Below are 21,169 nucleotides of genomic sequence, written 5' to 3'. Positions count from 1 at the left end.
GCTTTGCAGGCATTATGCCCTCTGCTCCATGTAAAGCAGCGGTTATGCAGTATTTTGTGCATGCTCTTAATTGCCAAACGATGCACTATTTATTGTTATCAACACAACAAAAATGTTCTCCATGCATTCCTAAATAATAAGACCTTTTATAAAAACGATGGATGACTGGCGGTTTTGACGGGCTTTATAAGATAGATTCTACCAATCTGTAAAAGGAGGGATTTTGTTTTTAGATATTCGGTGGGAAGGTTTACGGGTGATCATAAGCGCCAATCGTCGCCACCCACATAGCAGGTGGTTTATTGCTTCGCACGCTATCGCTAGTTCAACTGACTAAAGTCAAAATGAAAAACTCCCGTCTGGAATCGGGAGTTTAAGATTAAGAATTGATATATTGGTGATCAAACAGCATGGTTCCGTGTTTTAAATAATTGGCATGCCAAGAAAATGCCTTTTCTAAAACATGAGGTGTCTGTCCACCTACTTTTAAGGCTTCTTCATAGTACGCAAGCAGTTGTTTTTTATACATTGGATGAGCGCAGTTTTCGATGATCAAGCGTGGGCGTTCTTGAGGAGCGAGTCCTCTTAAATCAGCGTATCCTTGTTCGGTTACGATAATGTCCACATCATGTTCGGTATGATCTACATGGGAGACAAAAGGCACGATACTAGAGATTTTGCCGTCTTTGGCGATGGACTTAGTCACAAAAATAGAAAGACGGGCATTTCTTGCAAAATCACCGGAGCCTCCAATGCCGTTCATCATTTTTGTTCCTGTCACGTGTGTCGAGTTGACATTGCCATAAATATCAACTTCCAACGCAGTATTAATAGAAATTAATCCGAGGCGGCGGATAATTTCTGGATGGTTGGAAATTTCCTGTGGCCGCAAAATGAGCTTGTCTTTATAGCGGTCCAAATTTGAAAAAACGGCTTTCATTTTTTCTTCGGACAACGTGATGGAGCAGCCTGAAGCAAAACGTACTTTACCGCTGTCAATTAGATCAAATACGGCGTCTTGAAGAACTTCAGAATATACTTCCAAATTTTCAAATTCGGAAACCAGCAAGCCGTGCAGCACCGCATTGGCTACGGATCCGATCCCTGATTGAATAGGAGCTAAAGTGTTATCCAGCCGACCGGCTTTAATTTCTTTTCTGAGGAAATCAATTAAATGATTGGCCATAACAGCGGTCTCTTCATCCGGCGGCACGATGGTTGAAGGAGAATCAGAAGCGTCTGTAATCACAATGCCTTTTACTTTTTCCGGATCAAGAGGAATGCCGATTTGACCAATTCTTGAATCCACTTTTGTCAACGGAATAGGTTCGCGTTTTCCTTGTGGAGACAGATCATAAACATCATGAAGCCCTTCTAATTCTGCAGGTTGGGCTAAATTAATTTCTACAATAACGGCATCTGCTTTTTCAATAAAAATAGAATTATTTCCAACTGATGTAGTTGGAATGAGAAGTCCGTCTTCGGTAATCGCTGTAGCTTCAATAATGGCAAAGTCAATTTTGCTTAGCACATCATTGCGGACATATTCGGCTACGTGAGAAAGGTGTTGATCTACAAACAGCATTTCTCCTTGATTTATTTTTTTACGCATTACCGGATCTGCTTGGAAAGGAAGGCGTTTATGGATAATGCCTGCTTCGGCCATTAGTTTATCAATATCAAATCCGAGAGAAGCTCCTGTGAAAACGTTTACTTTGAATTTCTCGGTTTTAGCACGATCCACTAAAGCTAGAGGAACAGCTTTTGCATCCCCAGCGCGCGTAAAACCGCTCAACCCCAATGTCATCCCATCTTGAATCCATGAAGCAGCCTCGTGAGCTGGAACAATTCGATCAGCTAATCTAGGATCACGTAAGCGTTCTGCAATACGTTTCTCCACCAAAAATCCCCCCTTTGATTGTTTAAAACATTCTACCAATTTAAGGGGGAAATCTCATTATTTTTTGTATGAAAAGCCTTAATTTTGTTGTAAAGCAGAAAAAAATTTCGCAAAAAAGAATTTTAGATACTTTAATGCTAGATGCATTTTTAAAAAAAGGCTTCGCTTTTGACATCGCAAGAGGGTCATATAAAAGAAAATGGAAAAAATTTTCATTGTTCTTTTAAAAGTTAAGGGATCTGCGAAAAATGCTAGCGTACGTTTGGCTGACAGGAATCTTTACGTTATTTTTCATAATCAGCAAAAAAGTGGAATGGGAATCAGGATGAATTTCTTTAATAAAATGAACATTAATAATATAAGAACGGTGAACTCTAATAAACAAGTTATTTGGCAATAGATATTCGAGTTCCGTTAAATTCAGTTTATGAGTTCCTTCCAATGTTTCCGATTGGACTTTCGTTTTGCGATTTTGCGCTTCTAAATAGACAATTTGCTCATAAGGAATAGGATACCATCTCTCATTAAACTTAATGGTTAAGAAATTCGCAGAAATGGGTGAAGGTTTAGCCGGCAGAATGGTTGTAATCGCTCCAGCAGGACGATCTTTTTCAAAAATAGGGATGCTCATGCCGAAATAAGGAACGCCGAACACTTCTTCATCAATATAGAGAGAAACTTTTTGGCCTGTTGACAGTGCTTTGTAGGCAGCGGTCCCTTGTTTTACGGGGTCCCCGGGCTTTATTTTTAAATCAACTGTTTTACTTGGTTTATAATAAATATATTGTTTGTGGTCGGAAATCGCGATTGAAGTGTTTTTAGGCAAGTATTCAGAAAGAATTCCCATTACAGAAGCGACGGTAAATTTGTCCACTAGGTGTCAACTCCTCCAACTTTGTACTTCTGTATGAACGATGTCGAAATATTGGATTTTTTCGAAAATCGTAAAACCTTTACCATTTATTATACCAACTTGATTCCGTGCTTAAAAGAACGTTTACATTAAAATTGATCTATTTTTGATATATATGATGGTCTTCCACCGGTTGAAAGTTCAAAAAATTGAAGATGCTCGAAATTTGTCGGATAATAAAGAGTGAAGAAATCAACGAAGAAGCGGTTTCCCAGGGGAACAGGAGATATGAAAACAGCGATATGTATTAGACGGCGTATGGAAGAATGGAATCTCTCGTTGCTTTTATGAGTGGCTGACGCGCCGGCGGAGTAAGCAACTAGACGGAAAGGTGATTAGGATGTCAAAAGCAAAAACGAACGCCATAAGGATGCTGGATACTAAAAAGATTCCCTATAAGGTTTATACGTATGAACCACATGGCGGAAAAATAGATGGTGTTTCGGTAGCGGAAAACCTCGGCAAAGATCCTCATTGTGTGTTTAAAACGCTGGTGGTTCAAAGTGGAACAAAGCAGCTGTATGTGTTTGTCATTCCGGTGGCGTCTGAACTGGACTTGAAAAAGGCTGCTAAAGTAGCAGGAGAAAAAAAGGTAGAGATGCTCCCTGTCAACGAGCTGCAAAAGTGGACGGGTTATGTTCGTGGAGGCTGTTCGCCCATCGGCATGAAAAAGCATTACCCCGTTTTTATCGATAAGCAGGCGTTAAACTGTCATGAAATTATAGTAAGCGGAGGAAAAATTGGAGTTCAAATAGAATTGTCACCCGCAGACTTGCAAAAAGTCGTCAACGCCAAAATAGAAGATCTAGTTAAAGGGGCCTGACCCCCTTCACACTTTAATGTGTGAAAGGGGTCAGGCCCCATAAAAATGTTCCGATAAAATGGTCGACTTCGGTGCTTTCATGCAGGCCGCTATGTGTCACTTGTACATTCTGGACGATTTTGTCTTGATAATTGTGGCGAGGGACCATTCTTCGGATAGACAAGGCGCTTGAAGTGTTGACTACTTGGTCGCCTTTTCCGGCAATAGCGAGTACTTTGACGTCTGGTGGGAAGTGGTTCGATTTTCTCCATAGGTCTTGTAGAGCTTTAGATCCAGGTTTTAAATCGAGAGCGGCTGGTCCGCTATTCACTTTAAAGTAGGAGGATTGATCAATCCCCAAAAAAGGGCTGCCAATGGTGACCAATTTTTCTACTTTAGGATAGCGAAGCTGGTTGCCGTGGTCCAGGAGAAACTTGGTTGAAATAATTCCCCCCATGGAATGGCCGACAATATTCACATTTTCAATCCCGTATCGTTCTTTTAACAAAAGCATCACTTCAGAAAGCCAATGGGAAGTGTCCTGAAAACTGGCTCGGTTGTTTTCAAAAACGACTTGAATGAACATTCTATGGCTGTCATTTGGGATATGCCCGTTCACGAAAAGATGTCCGTTTTTTGCCACTTTGCAAATCAGCACACGATGTCCCCAATGATAGTTATATTCAAAGCGGTTCAGCATTCCGTTAAAAGAGTTGTAAGTTCCTTTATAGCCATGAACAAAAATGGTCGGTGGATCGATATAGGTTTGATTTTGCGAATTGACCGGCTCGGAACGATTCAATAATTGAAAACTGATATAAGCTAATAACAGTAAAAGTGACAATAAAAAAGGTATATTTTTACCGCTTTTACTCATTTTTGACCCTCCAATGCGTGTGCATTGTATCATATCTATATAAAATTGAAAATAAGATGTACATTCGAACATTTCATTTTTGGTATAAAACACCGTCAGGCATTGATCTTTTCAAAATTTATTTTGCCCAGCAGCATTCGATTGGGTCATGTGTTTTTGGTGGCAATAATAAACAGAAGATGGTGAATGAGGGAGTTTTTTTGGAAATGGCGCAAAGAATTCTGTTTTTTGGGTGGATTTTTAAAAGGTGTCTGGGGAGGAGAAAGGCTTTATTGTTTTGATGGCAAAATAAATATAGAAGTGATTTATCAATTAAGAAGGAGACTTGAGTTTTTTGCAAACTTTTCATGTAAGAAACGATGGTCAGACAAACAAACAGATGCGTGATCTTGAATGGCTATTCAAATCAAAAGGAAGGATGTTGAAAATTCCTTCGACCATGGAGTGTTTTTTTTTGCCGATAACATGCAATCTTGTTCGTTAACAAAAAATCGCTTCTACTTAATGCGTTCCATACAGAGGGAACATCAATTGAACATAAGCTGCTAAATGATGAAGACGCATTTCGGCAAAAAATGTGACAGCCCGATGAAATCTGACTAAATAGAAGGTGAAAATTTGAAATTAATGGATCGATGGATGTCAAGAATACGAGTGGAACAGTGAATGCTGGCTAAACGCTAATAAAGTCGAAAGAAAATTTTGTTGAATTTTTTGAGTGTGAGTAAAATGTTTGTGGGAGAAATTCTTAGAATTCCCCGATGAGGGGGTTGGGAACGTAGGTTCGCAATCCCCCTCATCGGGGCCACCAAGCGAAGCGCGGTAGGATCCCAAGCAGGAAACATGAAAAAAGGACTCTCTCCCTGGTAAGATGATCATTGCCAAACCATCAAACAGGAGGAGAGAGTCCCATGAATATTCAACAACATCTTACCACAAATTCGTTGTCATGGAAAGAGATCGAACTTGATTTGTTTCGAGCCTTGCAAAACGCCTTCGCCGAACTGTTTACGGCTTTGTTGGAGGACATCGACCGACAATTGGCGGAAACCCGGGACAAGCGCCGGTACCACTTGAAAGACAAACGACGCATCACGATTCAAACCCTGTTTGGCGAAGTTACCTTTGAGCGGAACTACTATTTAGACCGGGAACAAAACCGTTACACGTTTTTGCTTGATTCCTTTTTAGCGTTTGATGGATCGCAGTCAATCAGCCCTTGTCTAGAAGAAACAGCGGTGGGATTGGCGGTGGAGTGCTCTTCTTATCGCAAAGCGGCTCGTACGCTTGCCCAGATGGTCGGGTATCCGGTGATGAGCCATGAGGCGATCCGCCAGTTGGTGCTCGAAGCTGAAGCTCCGCTGCACTGCCCGGTCAACCAGCGATATGGACGGGTGCTGTTTGTGGAGGCCGATGGACTGTTTGTTTCTCGCCAAGGGAAGGGAAAACGGGCCAAGGAAGACAAGATCCTAACCGTTCACGAAGGGTGGAAGCGCAACGGCTCACGGATCGAATTTGTCAATCAGCGCCATTACGTCCATGAGGGCAAGGGGGAGGTGTGGGAAGGCTTCGAGGAATTTTTGATAAATGAATATGCCTATGATCCGTGTCGGGATCTTCTTGTCATCAACGGGGACGGCGCTCCATGGATTACCGCGTGCCGGGAGTATTTCAAGGGACGGGTCTGCTTCCAATTGGATCGATTCCACGTGGCGCGTGAGTTGCGCCAATGCCTCTCGGGCCATCCACGGTGGCAGGCGATTCGGCAAAAGCTGGCGAAGCAGGATGAAGAGAAGCTGCTTGTGGAACTGAACAGCGCCCTCGGCACGCTGGGGGACGAAGCGAAAGAACAACAGCTGGCTGCCTTGATCCACCGGATCGAATCGATGCCGGGATGCATCCGTGATTACCGGGAATGGCTGAAGGAGCAAGGAGTGGACACAACGGGCATGTATCCGATGGGGAGGGCTGAAAGCGTGATGAGCCAGCTGGCGTATCGGGTGAAATACCGCCGCAGTTGGACAGACAAGGGACTCAGGGCGTTTTTCAAGGCAATGATTGCCCGGATGGATGGGATTCGTCTTTTCGGACGTCGTTTAGGAGAAGAATCGTCGCATCCGGCGGAGGAAACGGTGTCGACGGCATCCACCAAACAGACGATCGTGAACAAGGCGAAACAACGCGTCCGCCGTCTTTGGCCGGAGATCACGCGGAATAACGTGCCATATTTACAGCAATCGTCCGGGACACCGATCTATCATGCCCTGTCTGAACTCAAGGGATGGTAAAAAAAGGTATACATATCGGTCTGTCATGGCAAGGGATGAGAGTCCGAAAGCGCTTACGGATGAAATTTAAAAAAATGGTTCGCTAACCTATGACTTACACCTGTTTTTTAGCGAACCAAAAAAGTTCCCACAAAATCTTGACTGACTCATTTTTTGAAAAACCCTTTATTTCTATTAAAAATCATATTAAAATATCGATGTTAATGAGGATCAGGCCAGAAAAAACGATCATCACCCAGAAATTTTGAATTATTTCTTAAATGATGAATACTTGATCAAAACGGGAATGTTGCCATATTTTTAAGGATCGGGTCCCCTTTTTTGTTTTGAGGAACTTTTCATGATTCAAAAGAAATTAAAAAGGGAAAGGAGGTTGGGAAAGGTGAATCCATCGCTTGTTTTGCTGAGGGATGAACAGTTGATGGAAGTATATGAACGAGCTAAAACGGAAAATCTCTCTAAAGATTTTATTCAATTGCTGGAAATGGAAATCGAACGAAGAAAAATTAAAAGTAAAACTGATAAACAATATGAAAAATTAAGGCAGATTATTCATTAATGATTTCACAAAAACGTATGTATAGGGACATACGTTTTTTTTATGGACTGAAGTTTCGACAGCCTTTAAACGGGTGCGGAAAACTGATCTTGTCTTTAAAAAATGGTAAGATAGAAATGAATTGCTGAAAGTGTAATGAGGAAATAGATAAGGGTGAAATGCATGATTAAATGTATTGCTACAGACATGGATGGAACACTGTTAAATAGCCGGCAGATGATTAGCGAGGGTAACCGTACAGCCATCAAAAAAGCCCAAGAAAAGGGAATAGAAGTCGTGATTGCCACAGGGCGTTCGTACGATGAAGCCCAAACAGTATTAGCGGAAGCTGGCTTACAGTGCCCAATTATTTGTGTGAATGGGGCAGAAGTGAGAACAAAAGAAGGCGAAATCATTCATACAAATGAATTATCGGCCAAACAATCCCTCGATATTTATGAAATTCTTCATCATTCGGATACTTATTACGAAGTGTTTACTAACAAAGGGATATATACGGATCATTATGAAAAAGGCGTTCAGACGTTAATGAACATCTTTCAAACGGCAAATCCAGATATGCCGGAGGATCAAATTTATGAAATGGCCAAAAACCGATACTCCAAAGGACATATTCAGATTGTAGAAAACTATGAACACGTTATCGAAAGCAATGATCAGCTTGTTTATAAATTCCTTGTTGTTTCAAAAAATCCTAGTGAATTGATGAGGGTCAAAGAGAAATTAGAAGCGCTTCCGGAAATTTCGGTAAGTTCATCTGGAAGCGAGAATTTGGAAGTGACGCATAATAAAGCCCAAAAAGGAATCGCATTGACGTGGTTTACTGAAAGAATGGGCATCTCTATGCAAGAAACAATGGCGATCGGCGATAACTTGAACGATCTCTCTATGTTTGAGAGAGTGGGGCGCTCTGTTGCGATGGGAAATGGCCATCCGGATATCAAAAAAATTTGCAGCCATGAGACAGCGGTGAATGACGAAGATGGGGTTGGAAAAGCAATACTGGAAGTTCTTTAAAAATTCCCAAGACCGAATGATACGAATAAATTCAATAGAGACAATAAGCTATCCAAAAACAGCTTATCGAACTTACCGTCAGTAGGGAATGTGAATTCTTAGCTGGTGGTAAGTTTTCTTTTATCATCAGTGGCATTGGCTAAGTTGACGTTATGTTTATTTTCGCGCTTAAAGTCAAAGGTGAGCTATCATAAAAATCATCATTTTAAGAAAATTTGTTCATCTATTTGACCGAAAATGTGTTAGAATTATTTTTAAAACTGTAGATGAGCATTTTTCATTACAATAATTTCCATGGTTAGAGAGACAAACAGGGTACCCCTTACGCGATACGGAGCTGTTTTTTGATCACATCAATGGGAATATCTTGCTTTGCAGCGTCATAAATGAACTCGACGACGCTGTGGTCTTTCCGCGACCGAAGAAGCTCCAGCCCGGTGGAGAGGTTTTGTCGGGATTCGGCGATGCTGTACACGCAGGCCAACAGCACCACCGCCCAATACCGTTTCACCGCCCGAATGTGGCGAACGCGGTATCCATCCAGCTTCAGTTGATCTTTCGCCTGCCGGAAAAAGCACTCGATCGTCCAGCGCTGGGCGTAGTAACGCAAGATGTCTTCGTCCCCGAGTTCCCGGTCGGTGCTCAAGATGCAATGAAGATGTTCCGGCGCCATCGGCTGATCCGCCTTCCAAGCCAGTAGCACCACCGCGTCATCGAGGCCATGGATGGCCCCCTCATAGCGATACACGCGATAACGCTCCTGCCCCACCGTGACGAGGCGGGTGTCTTTGGACTCGATATAGCGGGCGAACTGCTTGGCTTGGATGGCGATGCCTTTCGGGTAGAGAATCCGGTTCGTCTTGAGCATCGCGATGACATGGAATCCCTGTTTCAAGCAGGCTTCAATGAGCTTTTTGGACGGATACCACGAATCCATGAGCACATACACCGGCTGAGCCCGCTTCACCTTGAGCGAGGAAAGCATCTCGATCGCCAGGTCGATCTTGCTTTTTCCCGCTTTCTTGTCATACAGGCGGAACGCAAATGGGAACGCCTGCGTGAAGGTGTGCACCATCAGCCAAACGAGCGAATGCCCCCAGACCGATTGATGATCTTTATGCGAGTAGTGCCAGTCGCACCCTTGAATGGCGTGCGCAGCCCGTGACGAAGGCTTCGTTTTTTGGCAAATCGTATCATCAATCGAAACAAAAAGGGGTTGATTCTTCCGTTTGGCCAGTCGTTTGACCTGGGAAAGGATCCACTCTTGAAGCTTCCCAAGCAGCCTTTCCTCGTTCCAAGGGCTTTTCGTGAAAAAGTGACTGAGCGTCGTTCGATGATTCGGATGAAAGCTCCAGTAATGAATATCAGTCAATGTTCCCGAGAATCCCTTGGTGGTCAAGGCATCGACGATATGAATGAGATGCTTGATGACCGGTTTGGAAAGCTGCAGCGTCAACCCCAGCGTGAAGAAAAACTTGTGGATTCCTTGGTGATGTGCTAATCTATTCATGAGACATGAACCTCCTTGTGTGAATGGGTTTTGAGCACATCTATTTTACCCAAGGAGTCCGGTTCATGTCTCCTTTTTTGTTTAGTTGTCAATTTATGTCAGTGAATTTGCTCATCTACAGTTTAAAATTCAAATATTAAGAAGGGGCGTTATGATGAGCAAAGCTTTGACAAAAATCAGTGTGGAAGACATCGTAGTAGCCAATCAAATGCTGAAGGATGTAGTGGAAAAAACACCTCTACAAAAAAATGAACGATTATCCGAACGTTATCAATGCAATATTTATATAAAAAGGGAAGATTTGCAAATCGTCCGTTCTTTCAAAATACGCGGTGCCTACCACTTCATCCAGAGCTTGACAGAAGAAGAAAGGAAAAAAGGAGTCGTATGCGCCAGTGCCGGCAATCACGCTCAAGGGGTGGCTTATTCGTGCAAAAATTTGGGAATCTACGGAAAAATTTTTATGCCGACGACGACTCCACGGCAAAAGATTTCCCAAGTTCAATTATTTGGCGGCTCTTATGTAGAAGTGATTTTAACAGGAGACACATTTGATGATTCCTATATGAAAGCAAGAGAATGTTGTGCTAAAGAAGATATGATATTTGTGCATCCGTTTGATGATTCTCGCATTATTGCGGGACAAGGAACGGTTGGGGTAGAGATTATGAATGACAGTGCTGAACCGGTGGATTTTGTCTTCGCTGCGATTGGTGGGGGAGGATTAGTTTCCGGCGTCGGCTCTTATATAAAGAGCATCAGCCCGGAAACAAAAATTATTGGCGTTGAACCGGAGGGGGCGCCAAGTATGAAAAAATCATTGGAAAACGGAAAAGTGATGAACTTAGAAAATATTGATCCATTTGTCGACGGCGCCGCGGTCAAGCAAGTAGGAGATTTAACGATGGAAATCTGCAAAGAAGTTGTGGACGACATCGTGGTGGTGCCGGAAGGAAAAGTTTGTACGACGATTTTGAATTTATACAACGAAAATGCGATTGTGGCGGAACCTGCAGGGGCTCTTCCTATCGCCGCTTTGGATTTTTACAAAGATCAAATAAAAGGAAAAAATGTTGTCTGCGTTTTAAGCGGAGGAAACAATGATATCTCGCGAATGCAGGAAATCAAAGAGCGGTCTCTTATTTATGAAGGATTAAAGCATTATTTTATCGTCAATTTCCCGCAGCGAGCTGGTGCATTAAGGGAATTTATGTCTGATGTGCTAGGCGAGCATGATGATATTACAAGATTCGAATACACGAAAAAGAATAGCCGCGATGAAGGACCGGTGCTTGTAGGCATTGAATTGAAAAAACGGGAAGACTATTACCCGCTGATTGAGCGTATGAATCGCAAAGGCTTCCCGTATATGGAAATTAACAATGACCCGCTTTTATTTAATTTTTTAATTTAACTTCCCTCCGAAAGAAGTCCCCTACTTCTAAATGTGAAGGCGCTGAAGCACCAGTGAAGTGGGAGATGAATGTCGGCTAGGCGTAGCCTAAAGTTGTCTCTTTTTTGTATTACGATATAATCAGTATTTATATAATGAAAGACTGTTATATCAACGGAATTAGATAATAATAATCATTCGGTATTCCTTTTGTATTATCATCTTGTTCTGGTCGTAAAATATCGCAGACAAGTGATTGATGACCCCATATCTGACTATGCAAAAGATATGTTTATTCGACTTGGTGAACATTACAATATTTCCTTGGTCGAATGGAATCACGATCTTGACCATGTGCATATTTTGTTCAAGGCACATCCGAATAGTGAACTATCAAAGTTCATCAATGCCTATAAAAGTGCAAGTTCTAAGACTTATCAAAAAGCATTATCCACAAGTGAAAAGAAAACTTTGGAAAGAGTATTTTTGGTCAAGAAGCTTTTGCTTACTTACAACAGGTGGTGCGCCCATTGAAGTGATAAAGCAGTATATAGAAAATCAAGGGAGGAAGTGAGGTGATTCGATACGGCAAACAAAGCATATAAATTTCGTCTGTACCCAACACAAGAACAAGAGCAACTTCTTACAAAAACCTTCGGCTGCGTTCGTTTCATCTACAACAAAATGTTGGCTGAACGAATGGAAACATATGAACCATTCAAGGACGACAAAGAAGCCTTGAAAAAGCAAAAAAAATTCCCGACTCCTGCAAAGTACAAAAAGGAATTTCCATGGCTCAAAGAAGTAGACAGCCTTGCGTTGGCAAACGCTCAACTGAATTTGCAGAAGGCATACCAAAACTTCTTCTCTGGTCGTGCTGAATTTCCGAAGTTCAAAAGCCGAAAGGCGAGACAGTCCTACACAACCAACGTGGTCAACGGAAACATTATGCTTTTGGATGGTTATATCAAATTACCGAAACTGAAATTTGTAAAAATCAAACAACATCGAGAAATTCCGTCACATCATATCATCAAGTCTTGTACGGTTTCTCGAACAAAAACAGGAAAATACTATGTTTCTATTCTCACTGAATACGAACATCAACCTGTACAAAAAGAAGTACAAGCTGTTGTTGGCTTAGATTTTTCCATGAACGGTTTATTTGTCGATAGTGAAGAAGGTAAGACAGCCAATTACCCTCGTTTCTATCGCCAAGCCTTGGGAAAATTAGCGAAAGAACAGCACGTTCTATCACGCAGAAAGAAAGGTTCTAATCGTTGGCACAAGCAACGACTAAAAGTGGCGAAGCTACATGAAAGAATTGCGAACCAACGAAAAGACTTTCTACATAAGGAATCGCACAAATTAGCGAAACTATATGATTGCGTGGTTATCGAAGACCTCAACATGAAGGGAATGTCCCAAGCACTCAATTTCGGCAAAAGCGTTGCTGATCATGCATGGGGCATGTTCACGAAATTTCTCCAATACAAGTTAGAGGAGCAAGGGAAAAAGCTTATCAAAATAGATAAGTGGTTTCCATCATCCAAAACTTGTTCATGTTGCGGTCAAGTAAAGGAGTCTCTATCTCTTTCTGAGCGCATATTCCATTGTGATTGTGGTTTTGTAGCAGATAGAGATTGGAATGCTTCTATCAATATCAAGCGTGAAGGATTGCGACTGTTGGCATTAGCATCATCATAAATAGAGCATGGAACAGGCTCGATAGCTAAGTAAATTTCGTACGGTTAGGTGCGATTACCTTAGAAGCCCTCACCTCTAAGCGAAGCGTAGGTGGCGGGTAGTTCACTATCTTCATCCAGCTCATGGCGCCTCATTAAGGGATGATGATCAAAGTCAAAGAGAAGACGCTCCAAAGAGTTTACATAGGATCGGTTCTTTCCTGTTTTGATTCAGGCGATGAGTGGATAAGAAAAATAATAAAAGCCAGTACCAACGTGAAAGAAGTGGGCTGGCTTTTTGTGTAGAATCGGTTTGATAGGTATTGGTTGCAATCGAACTCTTTCTTGCGATCATTGCCTTTTTAAAATAAAACAATCGCTTAGAGATGAAAGGCAAAGTGCTGCTTTTTTACGAGCGTTTATGACAAAGATAGGATCAATCTACTTCGTCACGATCCCATTGATAGCTCCATAAACGTTCTATTGTTAACCGTTCGCTGATCGGATTGTTTTGAGCTATGCTTTCCTCCAATCCCTTCAGCATCCAAGCAGTTTGGGAGATATGCGCTTTTAAAGCAGCGATCTTGATATCCTGTACTTCACGAATATCGTTTACAATATCGGGTTCACCTAGATTTCTTTCGCAGTCTTTGGAAAAGGCTGTGCAGTATAGCTTCGGCCGTTTTTCCACTGGAATTCGGCGCACCGCTCTTACAACCGCACGTCCGGTAGCTTCATGGTCCGGGTGGACGGAGTAGCCGGGATAAAAAGTAATGATCAACGATGGATTCAGTTCTTCGATTAAATCAGTCACCAGTTTGACCATTTTTTCATCATCTTCAAATTCCACCGTTTTATCGCGAAGCCCCATCATTCGCAAATCTTGAATGCCGATCACTTCAGCTGCTTTCTCGAGTTCCTTTTTACGGACTTTGGGCAATGTTTCTCGAGTAGCAAACGGCGGATTGCCTAAATTTCTTCCCATTTCGCCCAATGTCAGACACGCATAGGTGATAGGAACGTTGTTTTTCGCATAAATGGCAAGTGTTCCTGAAACCCCCAGTGCTTCATCATCCGGATGTGGATAAATAACCAGCACATGACGCTCTTTTTCGATTTTGTTCATGTTCTTAAATCGCTCCTTTCCTTAGTCGAACGGTGTGTGGCTGATTTCCAAAGCAGCCGCTAATTTTCCGTCATGGCCATGCCCCGAAAGAAGCAGTCTTCCTTGGTCATCCAGTTCAAAATGGGTGAGGCCTTCTACGTAAATCCACCCGAGATCCAACTTCAAACCGATCCGATATGGACCTGTTCCTGCGATTTTGCCATGTTCATAGTTTACTTTGGCATTCCGGATAAAACAACCGGCCGAAAAAAAGCCTTCGTTAAAATGAGAAGCATAAGCGCCGTTCGTCGTTTCCACATGGATATACACGTCTTTGCCGGCAAATTGATTGATATATTCTTGGACCTTGTCAGCGAGAATCGGCTCCATTTTCTTCACCTCTATACAAAAATATATAGATTCATTGTACTAGAAAACAGATAGAATTGCGAAAAGAGTTGGGCAATGAAAGACTCTCTGCAAAATGTTCGTAACGGTCGATGGTCCCCTTCTAAATTTCTTTTCTTTCACACTAATTGTTTGAACTTCTTTTCAAACGGTGCTTACTATAGAAGCGTTGCTGACGAGTGAACAGAGTCCGAAATTCGGCGGCTGACCGCAAAGGCTTTCGATTACACAAGTTCTGATCGTTTCCATATGCCGCTGTGGGAGAAAATACTTTTGGACGTTTTGACGCTGTCGGAAAAATAAAGCGTTTTCTGTCAAAAGGTTTGTTCGTTGTTTAACGATATAGTAAAATCAAGGAAAAAGAACAACTGAAAGATGTTCATGTAACTTTTAACGGATGCAACGCTACATTACACTATTGGGAAGAATGTTTATTTGTCAAAGAGGCAAAAACCATCGGAATAAATTTTAATCTGTGATTTTCATTTTGTGAATCTTCAATGTAAGCAGCGCAATAGAGGGGAACGAGACAAGTGGAAACAACGGTGTTTTTGTTGGCTGGCGGTCAATCGACCAGAATGGGGATGAATAAAGCACTTTTGGAAGTCGATGGGAAAACCATGCTGGAGCGATTAAAGGATGAGTTTCAACCGTTGACTTCTAAAATGGTGTTGCTGACGGGCAGTCATTCTTATTCTATGGATCTTCCCCAGCTGCCAGACGATGCCTCTTTTCGAGGATGCGGGCCGCTTGCAGGAATTTATACGGGTCTTCTTCATTCGGATACGGAGATGAACTTGTTTGTGGCTTGTGATATGCCGTTCGCTTCCAGACGTATCGGGAAATGGATGATAGACGAATTGGCAAAGACCGATCAAGATGCCATTATCCCTATGACGGATGGGATTCTTCATCCTTTATTCGCTGTTTATAAGACATCAGCGAAAAAAACGGCCAAAATTCAGCTTAAGCGCAAGCAATATCGTTTGAAAGAATTTCTCCGCTTGTTGGATATGAAGATCGTGGCGGAACACGATGTTCCTGATGCTTTAAAAGCAGAATATGCGAATGCTTTTTGGAATATGAATGATCCCGAATCGTTCAAAGTGGTGAAAACGAAAATAAAAGGAATGAAAAGAAACGATGTTTAAGATTACAAAACAGCCAATCAAAATGGAAGAGGTAGTCCAGCAGGTGATCCGGCCTGAAGCAGGTGCGGTAGTGACGTTTTTAGGTACGGTAAGAGAATTGACAAACGGGAAAAAGACACTTTATTTGCAATATGAAGCCTATGAATCCATGGCAGAAAAGAAATTGAGACAAATTGGAGAGGAAATTGAAAAAAGATGGCCGGGGGCTAAAACGGCGATCGTGCATCGAATCGGCCGGCTGGACATTTCTGATATTGCGGTAGCGATTGCTGTTTCCACTCCGCATCGGAAGGACGCCTATGAGGCAAACCGCTATGCTATTGAAAGAATAAAAGAAATGGTGCCGATTTGGAAAAAAGAGCATTGGGAAGACGGAGAAGAGTGGATTGGAAATCAGCAAGGCACGATTGCTTATTCCGATGGGAAACCACCGCAAGAATCATAATGTCCCTGGTGAAATGGATGAAGTAAACGTGCAAGCAATGCGGGCATGAAGGAAGAAATGGAGGATGTAGGATGATTCGTATTTTATTTTTTGCTCATCTTCGTGAAGAAACGGGGCAATCCGAAGCAGAAATAGAAGGAGCCGGAAAAACGATCAAACAAATAAAAAAAGAAGTGGTGGAACAGTTTCACGCCAGCCGGCTCGATTCTGCTATGACAGCTGTCAATGAAGAATTCGTTCCGGAAGACTACAGAGTAAAAGAGGGAGATGTCGTTGCCTTTATTCCACCTGTTAGCGGGGGATAACAAGCGCCACAGGATGCTATTTTAACGGAAAGAAGGTGCAGCAATGGAACGGTATTCCCGGCAAATACTGTTTGAACCAATTGGGAGAGAAGGACAGAAGAAGCTTTCCCAAAAGCATGTTTTGATCGTGGGGACCGGAGCTTTAGGTTCTGCAACAGCCGAAATATTGGCTAGAGCGGGAGTAGGCCGGATGACCGTCATTGATCGCGATTATGTGGAAGAAAGCAACTTGCAACGGCAGCATTTATATAGTGAGGAAGATGCTCGCATGCGCTGGCCAAAAGCGGCCGCGGCAGAAAAAAGGCTTGGAGAGATCAATGGTCTCATTGATGTAAATTCTATTGTCGGCGAGGCAGATGCTGCATTGCTGGAAGAGTTGGCGCAGGAAGTCGATCTCATATTGGACGGTACGGATAACTTTGAAACTCGTTTTTTAATCAATGACATTTCCCAAAAATATCGAATTCCTTGGATTTTTGGCGCTTGTGTGGGAAGTTTTGGAATGACTTATACGATTGTTCCCGGAAAAACTCCCTGTCTTCAATGCTTATTAAAGCAAATGCCGATGCAAGGATTGACTTGCGACACGGTGGGGGTGATCGGGCCGGCTGTTCAAATGGTGGCTGCTTATCAGTCGGCGGAAGCGTTAAAGATTTTAACCGACCATCAAGAAGATTTACGTCCGTCTTTTGTAAGCTTTGATCTTTGGAAAAACGATCATTTGGAAATCAAAGCGGGGGCATTAAAGGATGAAAGCTGCTTATCTTGCGGGGCACAGCCTGCTTATCCTTTCTTGTCGCGGGAAGCACGCACAAAAACAACCGTTCTTTGCGGAAGGGACACAGTGCAGGTAAGGCCGGGGAAAAAACGAGACATGGAGCTATCTGCACTCGCTCTTCAATGGAGAAGAGCAGGCTGGAATGTAGAGGGGAATCCTTATTTATTAGCCATTGAAAAAGAGGATCTTCGCATCGTTTTATTTCAAGATGGCAGAGCTTTGATTCACGGCACGAAAGATGAAGCCACGGCAAAAAAAATCTATCAAACTCTTTTAGGATAGCTGTTAATGAACATAAACAAGCGGCGGCCCGTTTCAACATCCGGCCGCTCTTTTACTTTTGTATTTTTTCTTAAACGAATGTTTGAAAAATTTTTTGAAATCTTTGTTTTTCTGATGATGCGCTTTCTGTTGTGTATACAGCAACTTCGAAAATTTTTTGATGGCGAAGATAACGGAATCCTTCTTTGCTCGTTGGAAGTAGCGCATTTCGACAAAAATTGATAAGGTATAGTTGAATCAAGAATAAACATTTCATGGAAAAGGCAAAGGTGGGAACGAATGAAAAAGAAAATTCTATCCAATGACTGGGCTCAGTTATTGGAGGAAGAATTTGAAAAAGAATATTATCTACGCTTGCGTGAATTTTTAAAAAAAGAATATCAAACAAGAATTGTTTATCCGGACATGTATGATATTTTCAATGCCCTTCATTTTACTCCCTACAAGAACGTAAAAGTAGTGCTTTTAGGGCAAGATCCTTATCATGGACCTAATCAGGCCCACGGTTTAAGTTTTTCAGTCAAACCGAATGTTCCAATCCCTCCTTCTTTAAAAAATATTTTTCAAGAATTGCATGATGATCTAGGCTGCTATATTCCTGATAACGGCTGTTTGATCCCTTGGGCGCGCCAAGGCGTTTTGCTGTTAAATACAGTTTTAACGGTTCGTCAAGGAGAAGCCCATTCTCACCGCGGAAAAGGATGGGAGCAATTTACCGATCGGGTGATTTCGCTCATCAATAATCGAGAAAAACCGGCGGTATTTATTTTGTGGGGGCGTCCGGCTCAAAGCAAATTGCCGCTGATTGATCAGACGAAGCATTTTATCATCCGCTCGCCGCATCCTAGTCCATTGTCCGCAAACCGAGGATTTTTTGGCAGCCGTCCGTTTTCAAAAGCAAATCGCTTTTTGCGGGAAATAGGTGAGACAGAAATTGACTGGCAAATTCCCAATCTTTCATAAACCATCTTTCATTCTTTTGACAAATAACAACAAAAGTCGAAATGTTTCACGTGAAACATTTCGACAAAATGCTTGAAGGATTTTTTATCATTCAAACGAATCTATTGTGAATTTCCAGCTTTTCTTGCATGCATGGATATAGAAAGAAGTTTATTTCAGCAGGTTTTTCATTTGCTGAGGGAGAAGAAAACAGCTTTGGAAAATTTCGGCGTTGAAATATTTGGTATCAAGGTTAGGTACTTGTTTGCTGTTAGTATCAATCGGATAGACTTTTGATCCTAGTGTGAAACTCCACATTCCTCCTGGGTAGGTTGGAACAACAGCTTTATAGACACCGGCATAAGGGAATAAATTTTGAATATGATCAAACGTTTGTTTAAGAATCTCCTGATGGAACAAAGGAGATTGACTTTGACATACTATAATGCCGTCTTTTTTTAATACTTTTTCTACGCTTGCATAAAAGTCATGTGTAAATAATGCTTCTGCGGGCCCGACAGGATCGGAGGAGTCAATGATGACCACATCATATTCGTCTTGGCGATTTTTCACGAATTCAATCCCGTCTTCAAAAATAAATTGAACGCGGGGATCGGATAAGTTCCCTGAAACATCCGGTAAATATTGTTTACAAGCTTTCACTACCAGTTCGTCAATTTCCACCATATCGATTTGTTCGATGCCGGGATGTTTGGCTGCCTCTCTTGCTGCGCCGCAGTCGCCGCCTCCGATAATGAGCACTTTTTTAGGATGGGGATGAAGCAGAATAGGAACATGGGTAATCATTTCATTATAAATGTGTCCATCCAAGGAAGTCGTTTGTACAACCCCGTCTAAAACCAGCATTCTTCCGAAATCATACGAATCTACAATCATGACATGCTGATAGGGGGATTGTTCTGAGAAAAGAATCTCTTTTAGTTTATAACTGATTTTCAGCGTATTTCGGTCATTTTCTGTCAGCCATAGGCTCCCGTCTATTTCTTGCAGCCATTCGAGATTAGTGTTCATCATGATCGTCTCCTTTCTTTTTTGATTCCCATACAAATGTAAAAATTAGACCTGTTTTGATAGAATAGATCTATACGACCCATATTGTAGCAAAACAAAGCATACTGTGAAAATACTCGGTTTTCGGGCCTTGTTTTACGGATTATTTGAAAAAGTGGCGACGATTTACAGAAGAATTTTTTCGCTTGAATTACATATTTCAGAACGATCATAATGGAATTATCATGTCCTTTTCATTTTGAAAGCATACTGAAAAAGCCAATAGAGGACTTTTAATCCGTGAAACAGAGAAGGGTTTAAAAATGGGCTTAGGGAGGTGGAGATTTTGCAGATCAGCCATTATCAACTTTTAAAGAAAATTGAAGAGGAAACGAAAAAGGCGCGCCAAGAAGAAAATAGCGATGCATTATATCAGCATCTTTATACCATAAAAACTCTGTGTGAAGTGGTGCTCGATTCACAATTGAACCCTGCGGCATTTTTGGAAGAGAACAGCACGCCTGTCAGTCCTGCTGAAGAAAGGGCTTTGCCTTTGCAAGGAAACAAGCTGGAAACGGATGATGGAGCCAACGGAGATTCCATTTTTGATTTTTAACGAATTTTTTGCCGCTAGACCCGGAGATGGAAACACTAAAATGCTTTTTAAGCAGATGGCTGTATAGATAAGTGGCAGCAAAACCTTGAAGGGAGAGGGAACAGGATGAAAATTTTTGTCATAATAGGGGCTATTAATGCACTGCTAGCTGTGGCGCTGGGGGCGTTTGGCGCACATGGACTGGAAGGAAAATTGGAACAAAAGTATATGGATATTTGGAAAACCGGCGTCCAATATCAAATGTTTCATGCACTTGGGCTGTTGATTGTCGCCATTTTAGCGGGAAAATATCCGGCTAGTTCACTTATTTCTTGGTCGGGATGGCTTTTGTTTATTGGAATTGTGCTCTTTTCGGGAAGTTTGTATGTACTCAGTTTGACGAAAATTCATATTTTGGGGGCCATTACTCCTTTAGGCGGGATCTCGTTTTTAATAGGTTGGTTTTTGCTTGTTTTGGCAGCAACCAAGTGGATGTAAAAAGATTGGATTGTCAATACAATCAAATATTAAAAGGAAGAGGCGATCCCATCCGCTTTTGTAGGGGCCTCTTCTTTTTTTGATTGTTTCTGTTTTGTGCTTGTGATATCCGCGAAGCTAGGGATAGAAATCATGCATTTGAATCGTTAAACGAGCAGGATCATCACGCTTAAAACACCCCAATAAAGGGCACGTTATCTTGGCTGGTACGATCCGCCTGGCCCGCCGCCTCCGCCTGCAAACGGATATTCATACTCAATCGGTTCTTCAAATGTAATGTAGTCCACGTATACCATAGGAAGCAAATAGCGTGTGCCTGTTTGCGGGTCGCTTATAATAAGATGATCGCGGCCGGCTGCCTCGATAACTCCTTTGAAGATTTTGGCATTCCATTCTCGATTGTTTTCAAATGTCATATATACGGTGACGAGTTTCCCTTTATTCAGCCGTAAAATATTTTCAATATACGATTGCTCTAGGGGCAGCATTCCCGGAATATATTGAGCGACGCTGGTTGGAGTTTGTTGGCTTGGAGCAGCACCTCCTACTAGCTGCTGTTGCTGGCTCGCTCCAGGGTAAAAGGGTACATGAGGATATGGGCTTGGCTGGACCGCTTGAGCCGGATATCCTTGCGGATAAGTATAATACACTTGTTGGTTACCACTTGGTTGTTGCCTCATTCGAGATCCTCCTTATTCTAATATT

General features: G+C 42.2%; 21 protein-coding genes and 2 pseudogenes. 15 read left to right on the top strand and 8 right to left on the bottom strand.

Annotated features, from left to right (window positions below; all coding sequences use genetic code 11):
• Positions 1-379 precede the first annotated feature (379 nt).
• Positions 380-1,900, bottom strand: coding sequence for an acetyl-CoA hydrolase/transferase family protein (locus N1I87_RS17210; RefSeq protein WP_341103082.1), 1,521 nt, complete (start codon positions 1,898-1,900; stop codon positions 380-382).
• A 223-nt stretch (positions 1,901-2,123) separates the two neighbouring features.
• On the bottom strand, positions 2,124-2,774 hold the full coding sequence (locus tag N1I87_RS17205; RefSeq protein WP_003354921.1) for a LytTR family DNA-binding domain-containing protein: 651 nt from the start codon (positions 2,772-2,774) through the stop codon (positions 2,124-2,126).
• Positions 2,775-3,153: 379 nt separating this feature from the next.
• Between N1I87_RS17205 and ybaK the strand changes: the two genes are divergently transcribed.
• Positions 3,154-3,636, top strand: a complete 483-nt coding sequence (gene ybaK / locus N1I87_RS17200; RefSeq protein ID WP_003354922.1) for a Cys-tRNA(Pro) deacylase — start codon at positions 3,154-3,156, stop codon at positions 3,634-3,636.
• Positions 3,637-3,649: 13 nt separating this feature from the next.
• Here ybaK and N1I87_RS17195 read toward each other — a convergent pair whose 3' ends face one another.
• Complete coding sequence (locus N1I87_RS17195; RefSeq protein WP_341103080.1) at positions 3,650-4,492, bottom strand: alpha/beta fold hydrolase; 843 nt, start codon at positions 4,490-4,492, stop codon at positions 3,650-3,652.
• Positions 4,493-4,678: 186 nt separating this feature from the next.
• Here N1I87_RS17195 and N1I87_RS17190 point away from each other — a divergent pair, with 186 nt between their 5' ends.
• The 4 genes from N1I87_RS17190 (at position 4,679) to N1I87_RS17175 (ending at position 8,356) form a co-directional block, all read left to right on the top strand.
• Positions 4,679-4,879 (top strand): hypothetical protein, encoded by a 201-nt coding sequence (locus N1I87_RS17190; protein WP_341103078.1) that lies wholly within the window; start codon positions 4,679-4,681, stop codon positions 4,877-4,879.
• A gap of 524 nt (positions 4,880-5,403) precedes the next feature.
• Positions 5,404-6,780, top strand: coding sequence for an ISLre2 family transposase (locus N1I87_RS17185; RefSeq protein ID WP_341100208.1), 1,377 nt, complete (start codon positions 5,404-5,406; stop codon positions 6,778-6,780).
• Positions 6,781-7,162: 382 nt separating this feature from the next.
• Complete coding sequence (gene sda, locus N1I87_RS17180) at positions 7,163-7,339, top strand: sporulation histidine kinase inhibitor Sda (RefSeq protein ID WP_327796732.1); 177 nt, start codon at positions 7,163-7,165, stop codon at positions 7,337-7,339.
• Positions 7,340-7,501: 162 nt separating this feature from the next.
• On the top strand, positions 7,502-8,356 hold the full coding sequence (locus tag N1I87_RS17175; RefSeq protein ID WP_003354352.1) for a Cof-type HAD-IIB family hydrolase: 855 nt from the start codon (positions 7,502-7,504) through the stop codon (positions 8,354-8,356).
• 322 nt (positions 8,357-8,678) lie between these two features.
• Here N1I87_RS17175 and N1I87_RS17170 read toward each other — a convergent pair whose 3' ends face one another.
• Positions 8,679-9,866 (bottom strand): IS701 family transposase, encoded by a 1,188-nt coding sequence (locus tag N1I87_RS17170; RefSeq protein ID WP_341101118.1) that lies wholly within the window; start codon positions 9,864-9,866, stop codon positions 8,679-8,681.
• A 151-nt stretch (positions 9,867-10,017) separates the two neighbouring features.
• Between N1I87_RS17170 and ilvA the strand changes: the two genes are divergently transcribed.
• From ilvA to N1I87_RS17155, 3 genes and pseudogenes are all read left to right on the top strand, one after another.
• The gene (gene ilvA, locus N1I87_RS17165) at positions 10,018-11,280 is read left to right on the top strand and encodes a threonine ammonia-lyase IlvA (protein ID WP_327803655.1); all 1,263 of its coding nucleotides are present in this window, start codon (positions 10,018-10,020) and stop codon (positions 11,278-11,280) included.
• Positions 11,281-11,427: 147 nt separating this feature from the next.
• Positions 11,428-11,833 (top strand): annotated as a pseudogene (gene tnpA / locus N1I87_RS17160) (IS200/IS605 family transposase).
• A gap of 17 nt (positions 11,834-11,850) precedes the next feature.
• Positions 11,851-12,966, top strand: a pseudogene (locus N1I87_RS17155) (RNA-guided endonuclease TnpB family protein); the annotation flags it as partial.
• 414 nt (positions 12,967-13,380) lie between these two features.
• On the opposite strand, the gene bshB2 reads toward N1I87_RS17155, so the two are convergent.
• Complete coding sequence (gene bshB2, locus N1I87_RS17150; RefSeq protein ID WP_270583637.1) at positions 13,381-14,061, bottom strand: bacillithiol biosynthesis deacetylase BshB2; 681 nt, start codon at positions 14,059-14,061, stop codon at positions 13,381-13,383.
• Positions 14,062-14,091: 30 nt separating this feature from the next.
• Positions 14,092-14,439: a YojF family protein gene (locus N1I87_RS17145; RefSeq protein ID WP_003354347.1), complete on the bottom strand. Its 348-nt coding sequence runs from the start codon at positions 14,437-14,439 to the stop codon at positions 14,092-14,094.
• A gap of 551 nt (positions 14,440-14,990) precedes the next feature.
• Here N1I87_RS17145 and mobA point away from each other — a divergent pair.
• The 5 genes from mobA (at position 14,991) to N1I87_RS17120 (ending at position 18,381) form a co-directional block, all read left to right on the top strand.
• Positions 14,991-15,608, top strand: coding sequence for a molybdenum cofactor guanylyltransferase (gene mobA, locus N1I87_RS17140; protein WP_341103075.1), 618 nt, complete (start codon positions 14,991-14,993; stop codon positions 15,606-15,608).
• Positions 15,601-16,053, top strand: a complete 453-nt coding sequence (locus N1I87_RS17135; RefSeq protein WP_003354345.1) for a molybdenum cofactor biosynthesis protein MoaE — start codon at positions 15,601-15,603, stop codon at positions 16,051-16,053. Before mobA ends, N1I87_RS17135 begins: the two co-directional genes overlap by 8 nt.
• A gap of 71 nt (positions 16,054-16,124) precedes the next feature.
• Positions 16,125-16,358, top strand: a complete 234-nt coding sequence (moaD, locus tag N1I87_RS17130) for a molybdopterin converting factor subunit 1 (protein ID WP_003354344.1) — start codon at positions 16,125-16,127, stop codon at positions 16,356-16,358.
• Between the two features lie 43 nt (positions 16,359-16,401).
• Positions 16,402-17,418: a ThiF family adenylyltransferase gene (locus N1I87_RS17125; RefSeq protein ID WP_341103073.1), complete on the top strand. Its 1,017-nt coding sequence runs from the start codon at positions 16,402-16,404 to the stop codon at positions 17,416-17,418.
• Positions 17,419-17,697: 279 nt separating this feature from the next.
• Positions 17,698-18,381: a uracil-DNA glycosylase gene (locus N1I87_RS17120; protein WP_341103071.1), complete on the top strand. Its 684-nt coding sequence runs from the start codon at positions 17,698-17,700 to the stop codon at positions 18,379-18,381.
• Positions 18,382-18,531: 150 nt separating this feature from the next.
• Here N1I87_RS17120 and speE read toward each other — a convergent pair whose 3' ends face one another.
• A complete protein-coding gene (gene speE, locus N1I87_RS17115) occupies positions 18,532-19,392 on the bottom strand; it encodes a polyamine aminopropyltransferase (RefSeq protein ID WP_327804606.1) in 861 nt (286 codons plus the stop codon).
• 325 nt (positions 19,393-19,717) lie between these two features.
• Here speE and N1I87_RS17110 point away from each other — a divergent pair, with 325 nt between their 5' ends.
• Both N1I87_RS17110 and N1I87_RS17105 read left to right on the top strand, forming a co-directional pair.
• Positions 19,718-19,987 (top strand): YwdI family protein, encoded by a 270-nt coding sequence (locus N1I87_RS17110; RefSeq protein WP_048624277.1) that lies wholly within the window; start codon positions 19,718-19,720, stop codon positions 19,985-19,987.
• A 105-nt stretch (positions 19,988-20,092) separates the two neighbouring features.
• The gene (locus tag N1I87_RS17105) at positions 20,093-20,464 is read left to right on the top strand and encodes a DUF423 domain-containing protein (RefSeq protein ID WP_048624276.1); all 372 of its coding nucleotides are present in this window, start codon (positions 20,093-20,095) and stop codon (positions 20,462-20,464) included.
• A gap of 194 nt (positions 20,465-20,658) precedes the next feature.
• On the opposite strand, the gene gerQ is transcribed toward N1I87_RS17105, so the two are convergent.
• Positions 20,659-21,144: a spore coat protein GerQ gene (gene gerQ, locus N1I87_RS17100; RefSeq protein WP_341103069.1), complete on the bottom strand. Its 486-nt coding sequence runs from the start codon at positions 21,142-21,144 to the stop codon at positions 20,659-20,661.
• Positions 21,145-21,169 lie beyond the last annotated feature (25 nt).

This window comes from Bacillus sp. FSL W8-0102, assembly GCF_038007225.1.
Taxonomy (GTDB): Bacteria; Bacillota; Bacilli; order Bacillales; family DSM-4216; genus Bacillus_O; species Bacillus_O smithii.
Note: the sequence above shows the minus strand (reverse complement) of the source record. Positions and strands in the feature narration are given on the sequence as shown.

What these genes read in the sequence shown, in the direction of transcription:
- ybaK (WP_003354922.1), top strand. Translation starts at nt 3,154, where the DNA reads ATGTCAAAAGCAAAAACGAACGCCATAAGGATGCTGGATACTAAAAAG.
- N1I87_RS17195 (WP_341103080.1), bottom strand. Translation starts at nt 4,492, where the DNA reads ATGAGTAAAAGCGGTAAAAATATACCTTTTTTATTGTCACTTTTACTG.
- N1I87_RS17190 (WP_341103078.1), top strand. Translation starts at nt 4,679, where the DNA reads ATGAGGGAGTTTTTTTGGAAATGGCGCAAAGAATTCTGTTTTTTGGGT.
- N1I87_RS17185 (WP_341100208.1), top strand. Translation starts at nt 5,404, where the DNA reads ATGAATATTCAACAACATCTTACCACAAATTCGTTGTCATGGAAAGAG.
- N1I87_RS17175 (WP_003354352.1), top strand. Translation starts at nt 7,502, where the DNA reads ATGATTAAATGTATTGCTACAGACATGGATGGAACACTGTTAAATAGC.
- N1I87_RS17170 (WP_341101118.1), bottom strand. Translation starts at nt 9,866, where the DNA reads ATGAATAGATTAGCACATCACCAAGGAATCCACAAGTTTTTCTTCACG.
- ilvA (WP_327803655.1), top strand. Translation starts at nt 10,018, where the DNA reads ATGATGAGCAAAGCTTTGACAAAAATCAGTGTGGAAGACATCGTAGTA.
- N1I87_RS17145 (WP_003354347.1), bottom strand. Translation starts at nt 14,439, where the DNA reads ATGGAGCCGATTCTCGCTGACAAGGTCCAAGAATATATCAATCAATTT.
- N1I87_RS17135 (WP_003354345.1), top strand. Translation starts at nt 15,601, where the DNA reads ATGTTTAAGATTACAAAACAGCCAATCAAAATGGAAGAGGTAGTCCAG.
- moaD (WP_003354344.1), top strand. Translation starts at nt 16,125, where the DNA reads ATGATTCGTATTTTATTTTTTGCTCATCTTCGTGAAGAAACGGGGCAA.
- N1I87_RS17125 (WP_341103073.1), top strand. Translation starts at nt 16,402, where the DNA reads ATGGAACGGTATTCCCGGCAAATACTGTTTGAACCAATTGGGAGAGAA.
- N1I87_RS17120 (WP_341103071.1), top strand. Translation starts at nt 17,698, where the DNA reads ATGAAAAAGAAAATTCTATCCAATGACTGGGCTCAGTTATTGGAGGAA.
- speE (WP_327804606.1), bottom strand. Translation starts at nt 19,392, where the DNA reads ATGAACACTAATCTCGAATGGCTGCAAGAAATAGACGGGAGCCTATGG.
- N1I87_RS17105 (WP_048624276.1), top strand. Translation starts at nt 20,093, where the DNA reads ATGAAAATTTTTGTCATAATAGGGGCTATTAATGCACTGCTAGCTGTG.
- gerQ (WP_341103069.1), bottom strand. Translation starts at nt 21,144, where the DNA reads ATGAGGCAACAACCAAGTGGTAACCAACAAGTGTATTATACTTATCCG.